Source organism: Stenotrophomonas sp. 01N47 (genome assembly GCF_056399165.1).
Genome location: NZ_JBFTQU010000005.1, coordinates 341,789 through 357,557, shown reverse-complemented (window position 1 = coordinate 357,557; position 15,769 = coordinate 341,789). Strand labels below are relative to the sequence as shown.

At 62.5% G+C, this 15,769-nt stretch carries 17 protein-coding genes and 1 other RNA gene; 6 read left to right on the top strand and 12 right to left on the bottom strand.

The genetic code is table 11. The annotated features are described in order from the left end of the window. The first annotated feature begins 41 nt into the window (after positions 1-41). Together AC1DKR_RS11415 and AC1DKR_RS11410 are read left to right on the top strand one after the other, a co-directional pair. Positions 42-779, top strand: coding sequence for an SDR family oxidoreductase (locus AC1DKR_RS11415; RefSeq protein ID WP_025878844.1), 738 nt, complete (start codon positions 42-44; stop codon positions 777-779). Next, a complete protein-coding gene (locus AC1DKR_RS11410) occupies positions 773-2,194 on the top strand; it encodes an efflux transporter outer membrane subunit (RefSeq protein ID WP_025878845.1) in 1,422 nt (473 codons plus the stop codon). The genes AC1DKR_RS11415 and AC1DKR_RS11410 overlap by 7 nt, the downstream gene beginning before the upstream one ends. Before the next feature lie 41 nt (positions 2,195-2,235). Here the strand turns inward: AC1DKR_RS11410 and AC1DKR_RS11405 are convergent, their stop codons facing one another. Further along, positions 2,236-2,613 carry a VOC family protein gene (locus AC1DKR_RS11405; protein ID WP_033830848.1) on the bottom strand — a complete coding sequence of 126 codons (378 nt, stop codon included), beginning with the start codon at positions 2,611-2,613 and terminating at the stop codon, positions 2,236-2,238. 139 nt (positions 2,614-2,752) lie between these two features. Between AC1DKR_RS11405 and AC1DKR_RS11400 the strand changes: the two genes are divergently transcribed. Continuing rightward, complete coding sequence (locus AC1DKR_RS11400; protein ID WP_312107324.1) at positions 2,753-3,016, top strand: hypothetical protein; 264 nt, start codon at positions 2,753-2,755, stop codon at positions 3,014-3,016. An 18-nt stretch (positions 3,017-3,034) separates the two neighbouring features. On the opposite strand, the gene AC1DKR_RS11395 is transcribed toward AC1DKR_RS11400, so the two are convergent. The 9 genes from AC1DKR_RS11395 to AC1DKR_RS11355 all read right to left on the bottom strand — a co-directional run bounded on the left by AC1DKR_RS11395 (position 3,035) and on the right by AC1DKR_RS11355 (position 11,044). Further along, complete coding sequence (locus tag AC1DKR_RS11395; protein ID WP_478032924.1) at positions 3,035-3,889, bottom strand: endonuclease/exonuclease/phosphatase family protein; 855 nt, start codon at positions 3,887-3,889, stop codon at positions 3,035-3,037. 135 nt (positions 3,890-4,024) lie between these two features. Beyond that, a complete protein-coding gene (locus tag AC1DKR_RS11390) occupies positions 4,025-4,267 on the bottom strand; it encodes a hypothetical protein (RefSeq protein WP_025878849.1) in 243 nt (80 codons plus the stop codon). Positions 4,268-4,425: 158 nt separating this feature from the next. Next, entirely contained in the window at positions 4,426-5,298 is an 873-nt protein-coding gene (hchA, locus tag AC1DKR_RS11385; RefSeq protein WP_312786045.1) for a glyoxalase III HchA, read from the bottom strand. Between the two features lie 78 nt (positions 5,299-5,376). Beyond that, a complete protein-coding gene (locus AC1DKR_RS11380; RefSeq protein ID WP_478032922.1) occupies positions 5,377-6,357 on the bottom strand; it encodes a hypothetical protein in 981 nt (326 codons plus the stop codon). A gap of 65 nt (positions 6,358-6,422) precedes the next feature. After that, positions 6,423-8,426, bottom strand: coding sequence for an esterase/lipase family protein (locus AC1DKR_RS11375; protein WP_478032920.1), 2,004 nt, complete (start codon positions 8,424-8,426; stop codon positions 6,423-6,425). A 116-nt stretch (positions 8,427-8,542) separates the two neighbouring features. After that, entirely contained in the window at positions 8,543-9,010 is a 468-nt protein-coding gene (locus AC1DKR_RS11370) for a hypothetical protein (protein ID WP_478032918.1), read from the bottom strand. A 439-nt stretch (positions 9,011-9,449) separates the two neighbouring features. Then, positions 9,450-9,803 carry a TM2 domain-containing protein gene (locus AC1DKR_RS11365; protein WP_478033245.1) on the bottom strand — a complete coding sequence of 118 codons (354 nt, stop codon included), beginning with the start codon at positions 9,801-9,803 and terminating at the stop codon, positions 9,450-9,452. A gap of 119 nt (positions 9,804-9,922) precedes the next feature. Beyond that, positions 9,923-10,315: a transfer-messenger RNA gene (gene ssrA, locus AC1DKR_RS11360) on the bottom strand. A 267-nt stretch (positions 10,316-10,582) separates the two neighbouring features. Further along, entirely contained in the window at positions 10,583-11,044 is a 462-nt protein-coding gene (locus tag AC1DKR_RS11355; RefSeq protein ID WP_478032916.1) for a site-specific integrase, read from the bottom strand. Between the two features lie 46 nt (positions 11,045-11,090). Here AC1DKR_RS11355 and AC1DKR_RS11350 point away from each other — a divergent pair, with 46 nt between their 5' ends. Further along, complete coding sequence (locus AC1DKR_RS11350) at positions 11,091-11,279, top strand: hypothetical protein (protein ID WP_312786049.1); 189 nt, start codon at positions 11,091-11,093, stop codon at positions 11,277-11,279. 114 nt (positions 11,280-11,393) lie between these two features. On the opposite strand, the gene AC1DKR_RS11345 is transcribed toward AC1DKR_RS11350, so the two are convergent. Further along, positions 11,394-11,987, bottom strand: a complete 594-nt coding sequence (locus AC1DKR_RS11345; RefSeq protein ID WP_312786050.1) for a DNA breaking-rejoining protein — start codon at positions 11,985-11,987, stop codon at positions 11,394-11,396. Between the two features lie 2 nt (positions 11,988-11,989). Beyond that, positions 11,990-13,738, bottom strand: a complete 1,749-nt coding sequence (locus tag AC1DKR_RS11340; RefSeq protein ID WP_478032912.1) for a S8 family serine peptidase — start codon at positions 13,736-13,738, stop codon at positions 11,990-11,992. 504 nt (positions 13,739-14,242) lie between these two features. Between AC1DKR_RS11340 and AC1DKR_RS11335 the strand changes: the two genes are divergently transcribed. Together AC1DKR_RS11335 and AC1DKR_RS11330 are read left to right on the top strand one after the other, a co-directional pair. Further along, positions 14,243-14,866 (top strand): hypothetical protein, encoded by a 624-nt coding sequence (locus AC1DKR_RS11335; RefSeq protein WP_312786052.1) that lies wholly within the window; start codon positions 14,243-14,245, stop codon positions 14,864-14,866. Between the two features lie 22 nt (positions 14,867-14,888). Next, entirely contained in the window at positions 14,889-15,644 is a 756-nt protein-coding gene (locus AC1DKR_RS11330; protein ID WP_312786053.1) for a GNAT family N-acetyltransferase, read from the top strand. Positions 15,645-15,769 lie beyond the last annotated feature (125 nt).

Here is a 15,769-nt window from a genome sequence, read left to right as displayed (position 1 = left end):
AACCACCGGCGCCTGCTTCCCCCTACCAAGGCAATGAATCCATGAACACCCATCAGAACAAGATCGCGCTGGTCACCGGCGCAACCCGCGGCATCGGCCTGGAAACCGTGCGCCAGCTTGCACAGGCCGGCGTGCACACGCTGTTGGCCGGGCGCAAGCGCGAAACCGCAGTGGAGCTGGCGTTGAAGCTGCAGGCCGAGGGCCTGCCGGTGGAAGCGCTGCAGCTGGACGTCAACGATGGCGCCAGCATCGCCGAGGCGGTCGAGCAGGTGCGCCAGCGCCACGGTCGTCTGGACATCCTCGTCAACAACGCCGGCATCATGATCGAGAACCCGGCACAACTGCCGTCGGAGCAGTCGCTGGACACCTGGCGTCGCACGTTCGAGACCAACGTGTATGCGCTGGTGGCGGTGACCCAGGCCTTCCTGCCACTGATCAAGCAGGCCAAGTCCGGCCGCATCGTCAACGTCTCCAGCATGCTCGGCTCGCAGACCCTGCATGCCGATCCGACCTCGGGCATCTACGACTTCAAGATCCCGGCCTACAACGCGTCCAAGGCCGCGGTGAACAGCTGGACCCTGGCCCTGGCCCATGAACTGCGCAGTACGCCGATCAAGGTCAACACCGTGCACCCCGGCTACGTGAAAACCGATATGAACGGTGGCAACGGCGAGATCGAAATCGCCGAGGGCGCGCGTTCCAGCGTGCAGATGGCGCTGATCGGCGAGTCCGGCGCCAGCGGCAGCTTCACCTACCTGGGCGAGGTGCTGCCATGGTGATCCGCACTCTGGCGATGGCCGTCTCCAGCCTGGTGCTGGCGGGCTGTGTCAGCGTCGGCCCCAACTACAAGGCACCGGTGCAGGAGCCCGTCGTCCTGCAGGGTGCACAGCAGCCGGTCTTCAGCACCACCTCGCCGGTGGCCAGCTGGTGGGCGCAGTTCGATGACCCGGTGCTGGAAGAATTGGTCCACGGCGCGCTGTCGGACAACCTGGACCTGCGCGTCGCTGTCGCCCGTGTCAGCCAGGCCCGTGCTGTGTTTGTCGAGAGCCGCTTCGACCAGGCGCCACACGTTACCGCTGGCGGCAGCTACGACCGCCGCAAGCAACCCGATCCGCAGCTGGGTGGGCAGCGGGTGTTCAGTGAAAGCTACCAGCTCGGCTTCGATGCGGGCTGGGAGCTGGATCTGTTCGGCCGCAAGCGCCGCGCTGCAGAGGCCGCGCGTGCCGACCTGGACGCCGAGCAGGCCAACCTTGCCGACGCGCAGGTGCTGATCGCTGCCGAAGTGGCACGCAACTACTTCGAACTGCGTGGCACCCAGAAGCGCATCGCGGTGGCCCAGCGCACCCTGGTCAACCTGCGCGATACGCAGCGGCTGACCGAGGCGCGCTGGGAACTGGGTGCCGGCAGCGAGCTGGACGTGCAGAGCAGCCGGGCACGGTTGAAGGCCATCGAGGCCGACATCCCGCTGCTGGAAGTGGCCGAGACGCAGTCGCGCAACCGGTTGGCTGTCCTGCTAGGCCAGCGTCCGGAAGTGCTGACCGCCATGCTGGCACCGCACGAAGTGCCGGCGTTTGCAAAGGCACTGCCGCTGGGTGATACCCGCGAACTGCTGCGCCAGCGTGCCGACGTGCGTGTGGCCGAGCGTCGCCTGGCCGCCGCCACCGCGCGTGTCGGTGTTGCCACGGCCGATCTGTTCCCGCGGTTGTCGCTGTCCGGCTTCGTCGGCTTCCTTGGCGGCGATGCCAGTGGCCTGGTCAACGGCAACAACAAGGCCTGGTCGCTGACCCCGTCGTTGAGCTGGGCGGCATTCGATTTCGGCACGGTCAAGGCGCGCCTGCGTGCCAGCAAGGCCGAAGCCGAGGGCGTAGCCGCGCAGTACGAACAGGCGGTACTGCTGGCGCTGGAAGACACCGAAAATGCGTTGACCCGCTACTCCAAGCAGCAGGCGCGGCTGGCCATCGTGGTCGAGCAGGCGCAGGCGGCACGGCGTGCCGAATCGCTGGCGCAGATCCGCTACCGCGAGGGCTCGGAAGACTTCCTGACCCTGCTGGACGCGCAGCGCACGCAGCTGGTGGCCGATGATGCACTGGCGGCCGCCGAATCAGAGGTCAATGTCAGTGTCGTGGGTGTGTACAAGGCACTCGGTGGCTGGGGCCAGTCACCGCAGGCGCCGAGCGTGGCGCAGGCGCGCTGATCGACAGGGGACGGAAGCATCTGCTTCCGTCCCTTTTTTCATCATGGCCAGTGGTTGGCCGGAGCATCGTGATCACGCATGCGCACGATGCAGAATCGATGACCGGTGGGCGCTTCCATCACCCACCAGCGTTTGACGAAACCGACCCGGCGGGCACCGAGTTTTTCCAGCCGTTCGGCTTCGGCGTCGATGTCGTCGCTTTCGATATCCAGATGCACCCGCGACGGGTGATCGACCCGCTGCACCTCCACGTTCAATCCCGCCGGCGCGCCTGTCAGATCGGCATACTCTGCGTCGCCTTCAGCACGGGCGGGCTCGGCCTGCAGGCCCAGCGCTGCGGCCCAGAAGCGTGCGCTGTCCGCGGCAGGCGTGTCCTGGCAATCGATGATGAAGCCCGCCAGTCGGCTGCGATGGGTCATGTGCCGTCTCCGCTCAATGAGGATGCCGGCAGGGTAGCGCGTGCGCCGCCGCGCGCGTTCTCGCGGTCATGACGTTTCTGACTCTGCCGGAACTGCGGCCCACCGTGTAACTACTGGGGAAACCAAGGGAGGACGGGACATGAGCGAACAGAAGCAATCGGCCCAACGGACGCTGCTGGGCGACCCCGGCCTGCCGGGGGCAGGGCTGTCGGTCGGCGTGGTGGTGCTGGTGGTGCTGGCGGCAATGGCCGCGATGATCGGCTTCCTGCGCCTGCCCGATTCAATGCTGGGGGTTGGCCTTGTCGGCATTGCGGTGTTCCTGGCCGTCGGCGCCCGCATCTGCCAGGCGCGCGACCAGCACCAGGCGTTGTACCGCCTGCTGGGCAAGCGACCGTCGTCGTAGCGAGGGTCGCTGCAGTGCTCAGTGCTTCGGCCAGTCCAGCTCAACGACCAGCGGGAAGTGGTCGGAGGGCAGCACGCCGCCGATGCGGCGGTCATCGGTCAGGAAGCTGCGCGCGTGGAAGCCACGTACCAGCACCCAGTCCAGCTCGGCGGTCGCCGTTCCTGTGAAGTTGTGGAAGGTCAGGTGCGGACCCTGCGGCGACTTGACCTGGCGACGGGTGTCCTGAAGCACCCGGGTGAAGGCCTGATAGGTGCCGCCGCCGGGCTCGCTGTTGAAATCACCGGTCAGCACCACCGGCAGATCGGAAGGCAGCGCGGCCACGCGCGTGGCGATCAGTTCTGCACCCTTGATCCGCCGCGGTTCGTCCTCGTCGCGGTAGGGCAGGTGAGTGTTCATGAAGTAGAAGCGACGGCCATCATCCAGGCGACGGAACACGGCCCAGGTGACCATGCGCGGGAACAGGTTGCCCCAGCTGATGCTGCCTGCAACCTCGGGTGTATCGGACAGCCAGAAGTTACCGGACTGCTCCACTGCCAGCACCTTGCTGTCGTAGAAAACGCCCATGTGCTCGTCGCCGCTGCCCCCGCGGCGGCCCTCGCCGAACCAGCGATAGTCGGGCAGATGCTCGGCCAGGTAGTTGGCCTGCTCCAGCACCAGCTCCTGGGTGCCGATCACCGCCGGATGCGCCTGCTGGATCACCTTGACCATGGCATCGCGGCGGTCTTCCCAGCGCTTGCCAGGGTCGGTGTCGGCAGGCGTGCGCACGTTGAATGACATGACCTTCAACGGTGCGGGTGAGGCTGCCCAGGTTACGGCGGGCAGAGCAAAAGCCAGGAGTGCGCAGAGCGCGGACGTGCGGAAGCGAGACAACATCGTGGAATCCCTCCATTCCATGAAAGCGGTTTCATGGAGAATGCCATGGACGGCAAGGGCAGCGGTATGCCGGGATGGGCGGCTGCAAGGGCCGGGCGGACGGCGTGCGACCGCCCGGCAGATGCCACTGGGCGATCAGGGGTCGTACATCATCCCGTTCTCGTCGCGGTTGTAGTGGTCGCTGGCCACGCGGGTGCCATCGTCATAGACCACGTACAGCGTGCAACGCTGGTGGATGCCGAAGCCGGCACGGAAGGGCACGCACTCTTCCTGCAGGCCGACCTCTTCGGCGGCATTTGCCGGCGCTGAAGGCACCAGCGCGGCAAGCGCCAGCACGGCACCGAATGAACACGCGAACAGTTTCTTGTGCAGCATCATCGAACACGCTCCTTGTTGTCGTGGGTGCTACCAGACTCCATTGATGCAATGACTGCCGACCGCCGCTGGCAACAGCGTGCCGACGCCACACCTGCAGCAGAACACAGGTGCGGTCCTGTGTAGCACGCAGCCTGCATCGGCAGGAAGTGCCTGTCCTCTCAGCGACCGGCCAACGCATCCAGCAGGGTGCGCGCAGCCAGCTTGCCGAGCGCATTGCCCGCCAGCGGGCTGTCGCCGGTCAACAGCAGGCGGTCCTGCATCACGCTGCCATCGATGCCCTCGTTGACGATCTGCACGCCCTGCTGGGCCAGGCGCTCACCGAAGAACCACGGCAGTTGCCCAGGCATGTAGCCGATATCCGGGGTCTGCCGGTCCATCGCATCGGGGAAGGCGCAGATTCGATGACCGCGGAACAATGAACCGCCACCGGCTTCATCCACGCCGGCCGCCAGCAGCGCGGCAGGGCCGTGGCAGAGGGTGATGATGTGACGTTGATTGTCCACCGCCCACTGCAGGGTGGCCTTCACCGCGCGGCTTTCCGGCAGGCCGATCAACGCGCCGTGACCACCGGGAATGAACACTGCGGCGTAGTCCGAACCGGCATCGAGTGCCCCCGCCACGTCGTCCAGGTGCAGAGGCTGGCGGAAGCGGGATTCGTAGCGTTCGTACAGGCCGCCGATCTCGCGGTCTTCGCGTGGGAACGCCCACCATTCAAACTTCACCGGGTTGCCCGACAGCGTCGCCACGTCGATGCCGAAACCGGCCTTGTGCAGGTGATACATCGGCAGCAGCGTCTCCACCGGATGGTTGCCGGTCGAGAACAGGTGGCCGTTGGCGGTCGGCAGATAACGTTCGTCGGCGGCGATCATCAGCACTTTCCAGCGTCCGTCACGACGGGCATCGGGATAGTCCGCGCCGGACAGATCGGTGGTTGCCGAAGTGAACTGGGACAACGAATACGGCGACGGGAAAAACGCATCGCGCTCGGCCGGGTCGGGGCTGGGCTGACGGCTGGGCTCTGACGTGTTCATGCGAACCTCCTGCGGAAGAGAGTGGTCACCTTAGCCAGAGCGATGCGTACGCACGATGAGGGATTTCCCCCAATGCGATCAGGCAGGGTGCGCTTGCCGAACCCGCTGGTAGGCGTCGTCCAGCATTGCCAGGAAAGCCTGTCGCTGCGCGGCATCAAGCACCACCGCGCGTTCGAACGCATCCACGCTCGCACTCCAGTCCGCCAGTGTGTCGTCGTTGTAGAGGGCCTGATGCCGTTCCCATGCTCCGCCTGCCTTCAGGTACAGCCACTTGTCGAACAGGTGCAGCGGGCTGCCGTTGTCCAGTTGCAGCGGGCGGGTGGTCCTGGTGTGGGCCAGCACGCTGCGCAGCGCAGGTGAATCGTGAAGCTGGCCTGCCCAGACGTGGTTGCCAAGATGCTGATCGGCAAAGCGCAGGATCGCCTGGTGATCATCCTCCAACCCGGCCTCGTAGAGTGCCTGCGGCACCCGTAGGTGCCGGCGATCGAACAGCCACTTCAGCACCAGCGTTGCCGCCTGCGGGGTGGTGTTGTGTTCATTGCCAGGGTCGAAATCATGATGGCCGACGAACTCGCGGTCCTCATGAAGATTGATCTGGATGGTGTCCACGCGCTGCCTGCGCTTGCAGAACCAGAGCTTGATGTCGACGTCCCCGGTAAGCGGCTTTTCAAAGTAGACGGTGTCGCCGAATTCTTCCAACCGGCCGTTGAAGTACGCCAGGCAGTCCTGGAGTGTGGCTGCTGGCTGCACGTATCCGTCCCAGAAGCCTTCGGGCTTTGGCGGATTGCCCTTGGGCCGGCGACTGAACAGGGTGGCGGACTTGAAGTGGCTCAGCAGGCTGCCACGCGCTCCGACGGTGGGCGGATAGAAGCGATCATTGATGATGTCGAAGGCAAAGTAGAACTCCATGTCGTGGAGCTTGTCCTTGACCGATTTCTGCCCCTGGTTCGCGCTGATCGTGGTCGGGGGCTTGCTGATACCGTGCTGCGCGAACCATGCCTGCAGATGAGCATCCGAGCCCTTGCTGCCGAGCAGCTCGACCAGTGTTGAGATATGCATTCCATTGCCTCGTTGTCGGTGGCCCGGACGGGAAAGCGCGGGCCATGGTTGCTGTAAGTCGTGCGCTACTTCGCCGGCAGAGGATGAGCCTCCATATCCTCATGCAGGATGCGGCGAAGTTCGACGATGGCCGGCGTGGCTTCCTGCACGCTGTGACCGGACACGATCACCTTTTCCGAGACGGCCTTCGGCAGGTGCGAGCTCCAGTAGGGGACCAGTCCATCGTCGGTCTTTTCCAGAGGACCTTCAGCCTGGGTGCGCGCGATGATCGAGTGGTAACGCACCTTCGGCGATATCGGCAGATCGGCCACGGCCTTGACGAAGGCATCGTCCTTGTCCAGGTTCTGGATGCTGTTCATCTGGTAGCCGTGCTTGTCATCGTTGCGCTCGACCTTGCCGTCGTTTGCCAATGTCGCGACATCCTCCAGCACGGTCAGCGGCAGGCGCACGAAGCGGCCGAGCCAGCGCCCCAGGCGCGTGCCGGCAACATCGGTGCCGCGATGGGGGGTAGCGATGAACACCACCCGTGAGATTTCCGGTTCCGGCTGGAATGTCAGCACCGGCGCGCCCTTCGTACGCAGCAGTTCGCGCTGCGCCGGGGTCATCTGCGCAGTCGCCAGCAGGGTGTCGACCAGATGATCACCGGAGGAGGACACCATCAACCGCGAAATCACTCCGCCCATGCTGTGCGCGACCACCACCATGTCGTGCGATGCCAGTGCCTTGCCGGTTGGGTCGAAGTGCTGCAGTGCCTCGTGCAGGATCCGCCGGATCTCATCGTGGCTGAGGGCGATCGGCATGTTGGTCGGGTAGTAGAACTGCCAGATCTGGAAGTCGCCGCGGATCTCATCGTCACGCATCAGCTCGTTGGCCACGTTGACCCACGCCTCCGGGCTGCTGGCCAGGCCATGGATCATCAGCAGCACGCGGCGGTCCGGATCGTACGGCTGCATCATGAACAGATGCGGCTTGTCGATGCCGCCCTTGCCGCCGAACAGCGTACGCAGCGATTGCCGGCTGAAGTTGGAGCGGGCCAGCCACAGCGCGTAACCGGCGGTGAAGTTCGCCGCCAGTGGCACCTGCTCGCCGTGCAGTTCCACCACCGCCACCTGGTACGGGTCGTGGATCTCCAGTTCCGGCTCGTCGTCGTGCAGCACTTCCCACAGGTTGTTGCCGGAAAAACGCAACAGCACGGTCATCGACGGCGACGGCATCTCGCTCCAGTCGCGCTCGGCCGTCGTTGCGGTACCAGCGGCGGCGGCCGCCAGGCCGGTGCTGGCCGGGTCTGCCATCACCGCCACCAGTTCGGCGCCGAAGCCATCGCGGCGATGCACGCTGCGCAGGGTGCCGGTGAAGGACATCGATGCGGCCGGTACCAGTTCCAGCGGCTCGCGGGTGTCCGCTGCCGGGCCATCGTCGGCAGGCGCGAGCACGAAGGTCCAGCGTCCCAGCTGGAACCGCCCGTTGTCGTTGCGCACCTGCTTGCTCGAATACGCGTCGAATAGCAGCACGGCTGATTCCTGCACGGCCAGGTTGTAGTAGTCGCGCACCTGGGTCTGGCGATCTTCGAAGCCACGCTGGTTGGCGGTGCGTTCGGTGAAGAACAGATATGCATAGGATTGCCGCGCGATCTGCATCCACGCATCCAGGCGCGGCTGGAAGGTCGGGTCAGGCGGGGCGGTCGCGGCCTTGCTGCGGGCCACCGACGCCGACTCGCGCTTCGGCGCCGGCATCGTCATCGCGTACTGCACCCACAGTTCGGCCAGCGCCGAGCGCTTGTCTTCCTCGCGGACGACGATGCTGCCCTCCATCGCCTCGATGCAGGGCAGGCCGGGCTTGGCACAGGCGCCCTCGTCCAGGCCGGCCACACGGAGGGTCTCCATGGTGGCCGCGCTGAGCTTGCCGCTGGTGAGGATGTCACCGCGCTTGAGCGCGATGTACTGGCCCGGTGTGACCGTGCCCACCTGCACCGATGGGCCGAACTGGCGCAGCGTCGCGCACCCGCTGAGGGTCAGCAGGGCAATGAGGACGAAGGTGGAGCGGATGACGCCGATGCCTGTTCTTTCCATGTGAACTCCCTGCGCTGGCGCCACTCTAGCGGCAGGCGTGTCAACGCGGAAGCAGGCCTGCGGCAGCGCCGGACCGTGCTCGGCGAACCCCGCCTGTCAGCCGGTCTCCCCGCAGATCATCCCTCGATCAGGCAGGTCACCGCAGCCGAATAACCTTCATAGTCGTCACTGGCACCCACATGCAGCGTGTGCGTGGCATCAATCTTCTTGAGGTAGGAAGGCGCTTCGGTCTCGGCCGCGTCGTTGACCGTCGTCACTCCCCAGGATCGGGCCAAACGCTGGTGATCGACGCCCTGCAGATACACATGCAGGCTCTTGTAGGGCTTGGAAATGCTCACATCCGCGCTGGCCACGGTGCCTCCGAACAGCGCCACCGGCTTGCCCTTGGGCTCGAACACGCTGCCGGGGTCGCGGCTCAGGCCGGCGGCATGGAATGCCTGCTCCACCTGCGCTTCAGTGAAATCGGAACCCGCCTTGCAGGCCAGCAGAGTTTCCAGCGCGGTGGTGCTGGTTTCCGGAGGTGCGGCAACAGCGGCGGTTGTCAAGGGCAGGCCCAGCAGCAGGGCGATAAGCGGCTTGTTCATTGCAGATCCTTCTGTATGTCGCGGAGCAGCGGAGGCGCCGGCACCAAGTCCGGGAAGACAGGTTGAAGTGTGGGGCAGGGCAGCGTTGTCGGCTAGGCCCCCTCGCTGGGCTGCCAAGCAATTCCCGATCAAGGGCATCCAAGGCCAGTTGCGCCCACTGGCGGACCTCTTCCAACGGATGCTGCAGCTCAGCCCGCAGGGTCGGGCTGACCGTGCTGTCGCCTGATTCGCCGAGCAGTTCCAGCAGCTTTCCGCGCGAGTAACCATCATCCACGGCCGGCAGCCGAGCAAGCAGGTGCGGCACCGCAATGGCCGCAGCCGGGCGAAGACCCCAGTAGGCGTCTTCGAAGGTTGCCGGATCCTGATCCAGGATCTGGTCGAGCCAGGAGGCAACGTCGATTCTGTGGAGATCCATGGCAGTCCCTCCCGTAGCCAAGGACTACACCATCTGCACGCCAGAGGCGTCGGTTTCCACTGTGATCATTTCCACCAGCGCCCATAGGCCGGTGAACAGCACGCCGATCAAGAGCCAGCCCAACAACAGCGTGATCAGTAGTTGGCAGATCGCGCGTCCGTGGTAACCGGCATAGAAGTTGTGGACGCCGAAAATGCCCAGGAACAGGGCGAGCAGGATGTAGATGGCACGGTTCCTGGCGATAGGCGGGGATCGCGATACCGGTGCCGCATAGACAGCGTCCATTGGCTGCTGAGTGGCCGGTGGGGCAGCTGCATCGCAGATCGGGCAGAGCGCCGTATCGCTGCGTGCCTTGCAGTTGCATTCGGAGCTGTTCATCAACGCCACGGTGCTTCTCCTTGTCGAGGCAGCGGTTCTGGACCTGATGCGGCCAACAAAAAAGCCAGACCCCAATCGACGGGAGATCTGGCTTTTCGTGCCCCGAAGGGCGGTACAAATGGTGGAGGTGGGCGGAATTGAACCGCCGTCCGAAGGCACTCCATCCCCAGCACTACATGCTTAGCTCACCGTTGAATCTCATCCCCGAGCAGCACGGTGTGCAAAGCGCACCCGGGAACCAGCCTGTTGTGTTCTTGTGCCGGACTGACAGGCAGCCGCCCAGCGCGATTCCATGATAATGACTCTACGCTGCGAGCATGGACACAAGCAGTTTCGAGGCTCCGCCTAAGTCGGCAGAAGGTCACGCACCGCAGTTTTTAGGCTGCGAGAGCGACCGGAGCGTAGTTGTCGTCGTTGGCAACTAGAGTTTTGCAGCTGGATTTACGAGGAAAGCTACCCCCTCGGCATGCGCCAGGCGACTTCACAACCCCCGTCGAAACCAATGCACCCCCGGTTTCTTCAAGTATTGCAAGGCTTTCAGGCCCTTGGTTGACCAAATGTTGACCAAGAACCCGCCTAACGACGTGGATGGTACGGCAATCTTCCTGAACAGTCACGCGCCCAGGGGATGGTGCCGGAACCGTTCAGTCGCCGCTGCTGTCCAGCAGCAGGCTGCGGGGCAGGGGGGCAGTCAGCGGATTCCAGACCGCCGCGGCCTTGGCGCCGGCATCGGGGACCATCGAAGGAATCCACCGGCCGTACTTCTTGGCGGTGATCGTCTAGTCGCGGTGCCCCATCTGCCTCGCCACCCACATCACGTTCTCGCCCGCGCTGAGCGCCTGAGAGGCAAAGGTGTGGCGCATCTGATACGGGTACCGGTACCGGACGCCGGCCTTGCGCAGCGCGCGCTGCCATTCGCCGGCACGGATGCTTTGGTCGGACCCCCATCGGGCATTTGTCCTGGGATCGTGGAAGACGAACTCGCCGGCGGTGGCGGTGTGGGCCCGCTGAGCATTCAGGGCGTCGATCGCCGGCTGCAGCAGCTGCACCTCGCGAACGCCGGACTCGGTCTTAGGGGCTTTCATCTTGCCCATGACCCAGGCGCGGCGGATCGGCGATGTTGCCGACTCCACTGAAACAGGGGTCAGCAGTCGATGGACACGAAGGACGTTCAGGTAGTCGCCACTGGACCAAGGGCGGGATTCTTCTTTTGCTGCAACAGGCCAGGATGTGGTACCCACGGCATCCAGGAAGCGGCACTCTCGCCGTCAGGTACTGGAAAAGGGCATGGAAGACGAGCGCTATAGAGCTCAGGTGGTCTCGATGGAGGCCTTCAAAGCTGGTCGAGTGGGCCAGGTGCCTCCGGAGTTGTTGCAGATGTACGACCAGGTGACGCGTGATCAGCACGCGCTGGCACGAACAACCACCGTCATGTTGACCTCGGTGCGCCGGGCGTTGGGTTTGCCGGATATCTGAGGCAAGGGCCCAGAAGAGTTCGAGTCGGCGGGAAAGGTTTCGATAAAATTCAATAGAATCCAGTCGGGCATATGGAATGCCCGACTGGAAACACAGCTGCATCAACGGACGGCTTTACTTAACTTCCGTCCACTGCACCACGGCGGGCTCGGCGTCAATGATGCCCGCAACAGATTTCAGGCGTGACACCGCATCCAGTGCGGAGTCCACGGATGTGTACTCAACAACTGCTTTTCCTGAGGCGGTTGAAACACTTGCCACCTTCCCACTCGTGACCTGTGCTGCACGCTTGACCGCTGCTTCGTCAGAAAAGTAGAGGTTGACACTGGAGGTGACGACGATTGGCGCACCGTCTGGCGAAACGGCCGCTGCAAGTTTGCCGCTGCTAGATCCTGCTTCGCTTGCTGGGGTGTCCGTAGAACGCTTCTTGCGAGAGCCCGAAGGCGGCGCGCCGGACGTCTCTGGTGTGGCAGACGGCGTAATCAGAAAATCATTTCCATTCTTGCGTTGAACCGCCGCGGAAGGCGCCAGCCGAAACTGAGCTTTGCCGACCTGAAACTGCCGGCCGGTAGCCGCGCCCTTCAGTTCTGCTGCGTCGACGCTACTTAGCGGCTTGCCTTGGGAAGCAGAGCTTCCGTTGGTCTGTGCAAGGATTGAAAAGGGGGTGCCGAACATTCCGAGCATGGTCAAAAATACGATCTTGTTCATCGTTAGTGCCCCAGGACGCGAATGTTGAAGGAGGTCAGGTTGCCTAGAGGTTGTGCGCTTGCACCTAAGCCAAGATCGGAAACTTCAAGTTTCCATTTGCCTTTGCCATCCTCATCGAGAAATGCATTGCTTGCGACGAAATTCCATGCAGAGAAATTGGCTTGAGTAGTATTCCCGAAAAGCCAGTGCTTTCCGGATCCGATAGCAGTGTAGGCAGGTTGCACAACGCTGCGGGTGCCAGCCGGCGATATCAATACAAACTGGATTCGTCGGGTATTTGTGTGGCTCACTTCAAAACCAATCTGAACAGTTTCAATCTTGCTGGGTGCGCTTGTAAAATCTATCGAAATCACTGCGGGCTTTGTGGTCCCTCCAATGGCCACGCTATTCGCGTTGGCCGACCAGCCAGTGTCCACTAGTGCCGGGAATGGCGTCTTGAACTTATCAGCTGCATCTATGGCCGCTGCCGCGTTGACCAGGCCAAAGCCGTACCAATTGCTGTAGTTGTGTCCCGCTTTGTTTTTCACCCAGCCGTTGTGGGTCTTGTCCGTCTGAACTGCAGTTGTAGCCAAGATGTATTTGACTTCACGGTAGCTAAGGGTGGGATTTGCTTCCAACATCAATGCAGCCACACCGGAGATCATCGGGGCTGACGCAGATGTGCCGTTCATCTTTGCTGTGTAGTTGCAAGTTTTATCAATCATTGAATTCGAACCATCTAGTGAGTTTCGAATCAGAGAATTTTGGTTGCCTCCCTCGCTGCAACCAATGGCGTCAGTGGTTAAAATGGCGGGGTCGTAGTATTCTTTAGCTTGGCCGGATCTATAGCTTTTCTCCCAACCGGACTCTCCGCCAAATGCGGAGATCCACAGTGACGAACCTACAGATGAGTATGACGAGCGGATTCCGTCTGCGCGGACAGCTCCGACTGTAATAACTGTTTGAAGATTGTTGCGGGGGTCGCGAGTCGCAGGTATGCAGCCATTGCCTTTTGTGATGGTATCTTGGGTGCAATAGTCCCGCTTATCTCCTTCATTCCAGGCATTATTAAAGTTGTTTCCCGCGGATTTTACGTAAATTCCTCCGCGCCCTCCGCGAGTGCTTTTCATGGCGCGCTCAAAACTATTTACTTCGTTCTGGCTGAAAGTAAATGGCAGTGATCCATTGCTCGGGCCAGTGCCCCAACTGTTGTTAAATACGTCGACATCTTGAACTTCTGCGCCACTCCACCAAGAGTATTCAATATTGCTGGTCTGCGACCCTTGGGCTGTTTGGGAGAGTACGTTGAAGCCCTTGAGGGTTGCGGCAGGCGCAACACCGCGGACGCCCACATTGTTGTTTCCGACCGCGCCTGCGATCCCCCCAACCATGGTCCCGTGGTTGTCTGCATTCAGGTTGCTCGGCGTGGGGTCATTTGATTGATTGGCAAAATTCTTTCCCGCGACTTTCGCTATATTTGCGGCGAGGTCGGGATGTGCGATTTGTAGTCCGTCGTCGACGATCGCGATCGTGACTCCTTTTCCATGGATCCCCGCTTTGTATGCGCTATCCACTTTAAGGTCTACTCCACTGACCGGAAGGGTGTCGGCCTGCACTTTTTGCCCAGTGTTATGTAGGTGCCACTGATAGCGCGCCAATGAGTCGGAGTTTTGGGCATTCGCGGCCAGCGGAGCTAGTGCCATGGCGCAAGATGTTGCCAGAATAAGTTGCTTCATGCGTTGCGGGGTAAAAATCCGATTACGTTGTTCCATGTGCTGATCCTGGGAATGTGATGCACTGAATTTCGGAGTGTTCTACCGCATGCCGGTTGGGGGGGGGGCTGGGGTCTATGCTTTTTGATGGGCACTTCTGATGGACGACATCTCCTGGCTGGTGGGATTCGTAATGCGGCTAACGCGGCACAGACCGCCCCCCCCCCAGTGACGAATGATCACTATTCGGAATAAGCCCATATCGGTTGGTTGGCCAAGGCAGGAGCGGAGTCTGTTGCTGGCCACGTTGGGTGGGCGGCTGGCGTTACCGCCGCCCGACCCCTCTACTGGCCCGTACGCTCCACCAGCGGGCCGGACGATCCGCCGCTGGAGGGAGGCCGTAAGGGAGAATCGTTTGGCCAAGGGGACCATGAAGCGGCCATTCGTCTGGATGGACTAGCGGCTCGCCCGCAGGGGCTCGGCTGCTTTGGCGATTTGCTCAAACCGCCGATTTGATCAGTTCGTCAAATCGTTCAGGCAAGATGGAGGCGGGACCTTGGGGGGATGAAGATGCTGGAAGCTCTTTTCCTGGCGACCGTCAAGGCGGCGCCGGCGGCCACTGCAGCGGCGAGTGCTGGCGACCACTGGAAGTGGCTGGTGCCGGTGGCCACGCTGATCCTCGGCTTCGGTCTGAAATGGCTCCAGGACCACGTCACGGAGAAAGATCGAAGGCGTCATGAGGGGGATCTGCGTCGGGAGCAGCGTTACGACCAGTTGAGGATGCGGCGGCTCGATGCCGAGCGGACGAACCTCCTGGCACTTCAGCCGATGGTGCTGAGGCTTGTTCGCGCGGGCAACGCTGCAAAGAAGGAGCAGGACGCCATGTTTCGACAGGGAGTAGGTTGGCTGAAGATCAAGTTCTCGCCCGAAATCGATCAGGAAGTTCAGCTAAGCGCCCTGGACCTTATCCCGCTGGAATCGCGAATCCATACGGCGGAGGTTGCGAATTTACTCGGCGACGTCGTAGATCGAGTCTGGGCTATGTTGTCGGCGCCCACCAAGGCCGAGTCGGACCGTTTGTTCGATGAGATTAGTCAGCCGCATAACCGCCTCCATAGTGTGATGGGCATAGCGATCAAGCGGCTGGAGGACGAGAACCAGCAGCTCGGAGATCCGTCGGCGCGCTGACGGCGGCAACGGTCAACATCGAATGTTGACCAAAAAGTTGACCAAACGCTGCCAATCGATACCCATTTCAGCCCATGCGGCAGGCATGAACGAAAAAGCCCATCAAGCTAAGGCATTGATGGGCTTCGTTATTTTTGTTTTTGCGAAACCGGCGCCGATGGCGTCACGGGGACAATGCACCCCCGGTTTCTTCAAGTTCTGCAAGGTACGAGGCCTGTTCCGTGTCGCCACGGTCAGTAGCTGCCCAACGCTGCGCATGCTACGCCAAAAACCTGAACAGTCACCCGCTTCCGCAGGTCACTTGCTAGCATCGGCGGTTCCGATAGTCGCCCAGGGAATGGACCGTATGCAGCTCGAAATCGCCGTGACCGACGCCCCCAGCCCGCAAGCACTGGAGCTGATTGCCGATGGCCTGGATCAGTTCAATCTGCAGGCGGCCGGCCATGCCGATCGACGCACCTTGGCCGTGCTGGCCACCGATCCGGCCAGCGGCGAAGTGGTGGGTGGCTTGAGCGGGCGCACCTCGCTGGGCCTGTTGTTCGTCGACCTGTTCTACCTGCCGCCCGCACAGCGGGGTAATGGCCTGGGGTCGCAGATGCTTGCCGCTGCCGAAGAGGAAGCGCGCCGGCGCGGCTGCCGTTCCGCCGTGCTCTACACCATCAGCTTCCAGGCGCCGGACTTCTATGTGAAGCATGGCTGGACCGTATTCGGCCAGGTCCCGTGCGATCCGCCGGGGACCAGTCGCGTGTTCCTCAGCAAGGATCTCCGCGCGGCGTGAATGGCAGGCGTCGGCCGGTCGCCACGTCAATCCGCAACATGTTGTAGAGCCTCCGTCATAGCGGATTGCTAACGTCGTTGGCACGAATTTGCGACACACTGGCTACGACCATTCGAGCCAGCACA

Excerpts from the sequence above, each read along its gene's own strand:
- AC1DKR_RS11400 (WP_312107324.1), top strand. The coding sequence starts at position 2,753 with ATGAGCGAACAGAAGCAATCGGCCCAACGGACGCTGCTGGGCGACCCC.
- AC1DKR_RS11410 (WP_025878845.1), top strand. The coding sequence starts at position 773 with ATGGTGATCCGCACTCTGGCGATGGCCGTCTCCAGCCTGGTGCTGGCG.
- AC1DKR_RS11350 (WP_312786049.1), top strand. The coding sequence starts at position 11,091 with ATGGAAGACGAGCGCTATAGAGCTCAGGTGGTCTCGATGGAGGCCTTC.
- AC1DKR_RS11345 (WP_312786050.1), bottom strand. The coding sequence starts at position 11,987 with ATGAACAAGATCGTATTTTTGACCATGCTCGGAATGTTCGGCACCCCC.
- AC1DKR_RS11415 (WP_025878844.1), top strand. The coding sequence starts at position 42 with ATGAACACCCATCAGAACAAGATCGCGCTGGTCACCGGCGCAACCCGC.
- AC1DKR_RS11340 (WP_478032912.1), bottom strand. The coding sequence starts at position 13,738 with ATGGAACAACGTAATCGGATTTTTACCCCGCAACGCATGAAGCAACTT.
- AC1DKR_RS11390 (WP_025878849.1), bottom strand. The coding sequence starts at position 4,267 with ATGATGCTGCACAAGAAACTGTTCGCGTGTTCATTCGGTGCCGTGCTG.
- AC1DKR_RS11375 (WP_478032920.1), bottom strand. The coding sequence starts at position 8,426 with ATGGAAAGAACAGGCATCGGCGTCATCCGCTCCACCTTCGTCCTCATT.
- AC1DKR_RS11405 (WP_033830848.1), bottom strand. The coding sequence starts at position 2,613 with ATGACCCATCGCAGCCGACTGGCGGGCTTCATCATCGATTGCCAGGAC.
- AC1DKR_RS11370 (WP_478032918.1), bottom strand. The coding sequence starts at position 9,010 with ATGAACAAGCCGCTTATCGCCCTGCTGCTGGGCCTGCCCTTGACAACC.
- AC1DKR_RS11395 (WP_478032924.1), bottom strand. The coding sequence starts at position 3,889 with ATGTTGTCTCGCTTCCGCACGTCCGCGCTCTGCGCACTCCTGGCTTTT.
- AC1DKR_RS11380 (WP_478032922.1), bottom strand. The coding sequence starts at position 6,357 with ATGCATATCTCAACACTGGTCGAGCTGCTCGGCAGCAAGGGCTCGGAT.
- AC1DKR_RS11330 (WP_312786053.1), top strand. The coding sequence starts at position 14,889 with ATGTTGACCAAAAAGTTGACCAAACGCTGCCAATCGATACCCATTTCA.
- AC1DKR_RS11365 (WP_478033245.1), bottom strand. The coding sequence starts at position 9,803 with ATGAACAGCTCCGAATGCAACTGCAAGGCACGCAGCGATACGGCGCTC.
- AC1DKR_RS11335 (WP_312786052.1), top strand. The coding sequence starts at position 14,243 with ATGAAGATGCTGGAAGCTCTTTTCCTGGCGACCGTCAAGGCGGCGCCG.
- hchA (WP_312786045.1), bottom strand. The coding sequence starts at position 5,298 with ATGAACACGTCAGAGCCCAGCCGTCAGCCCAGCCCCGACCCGGCCGAG.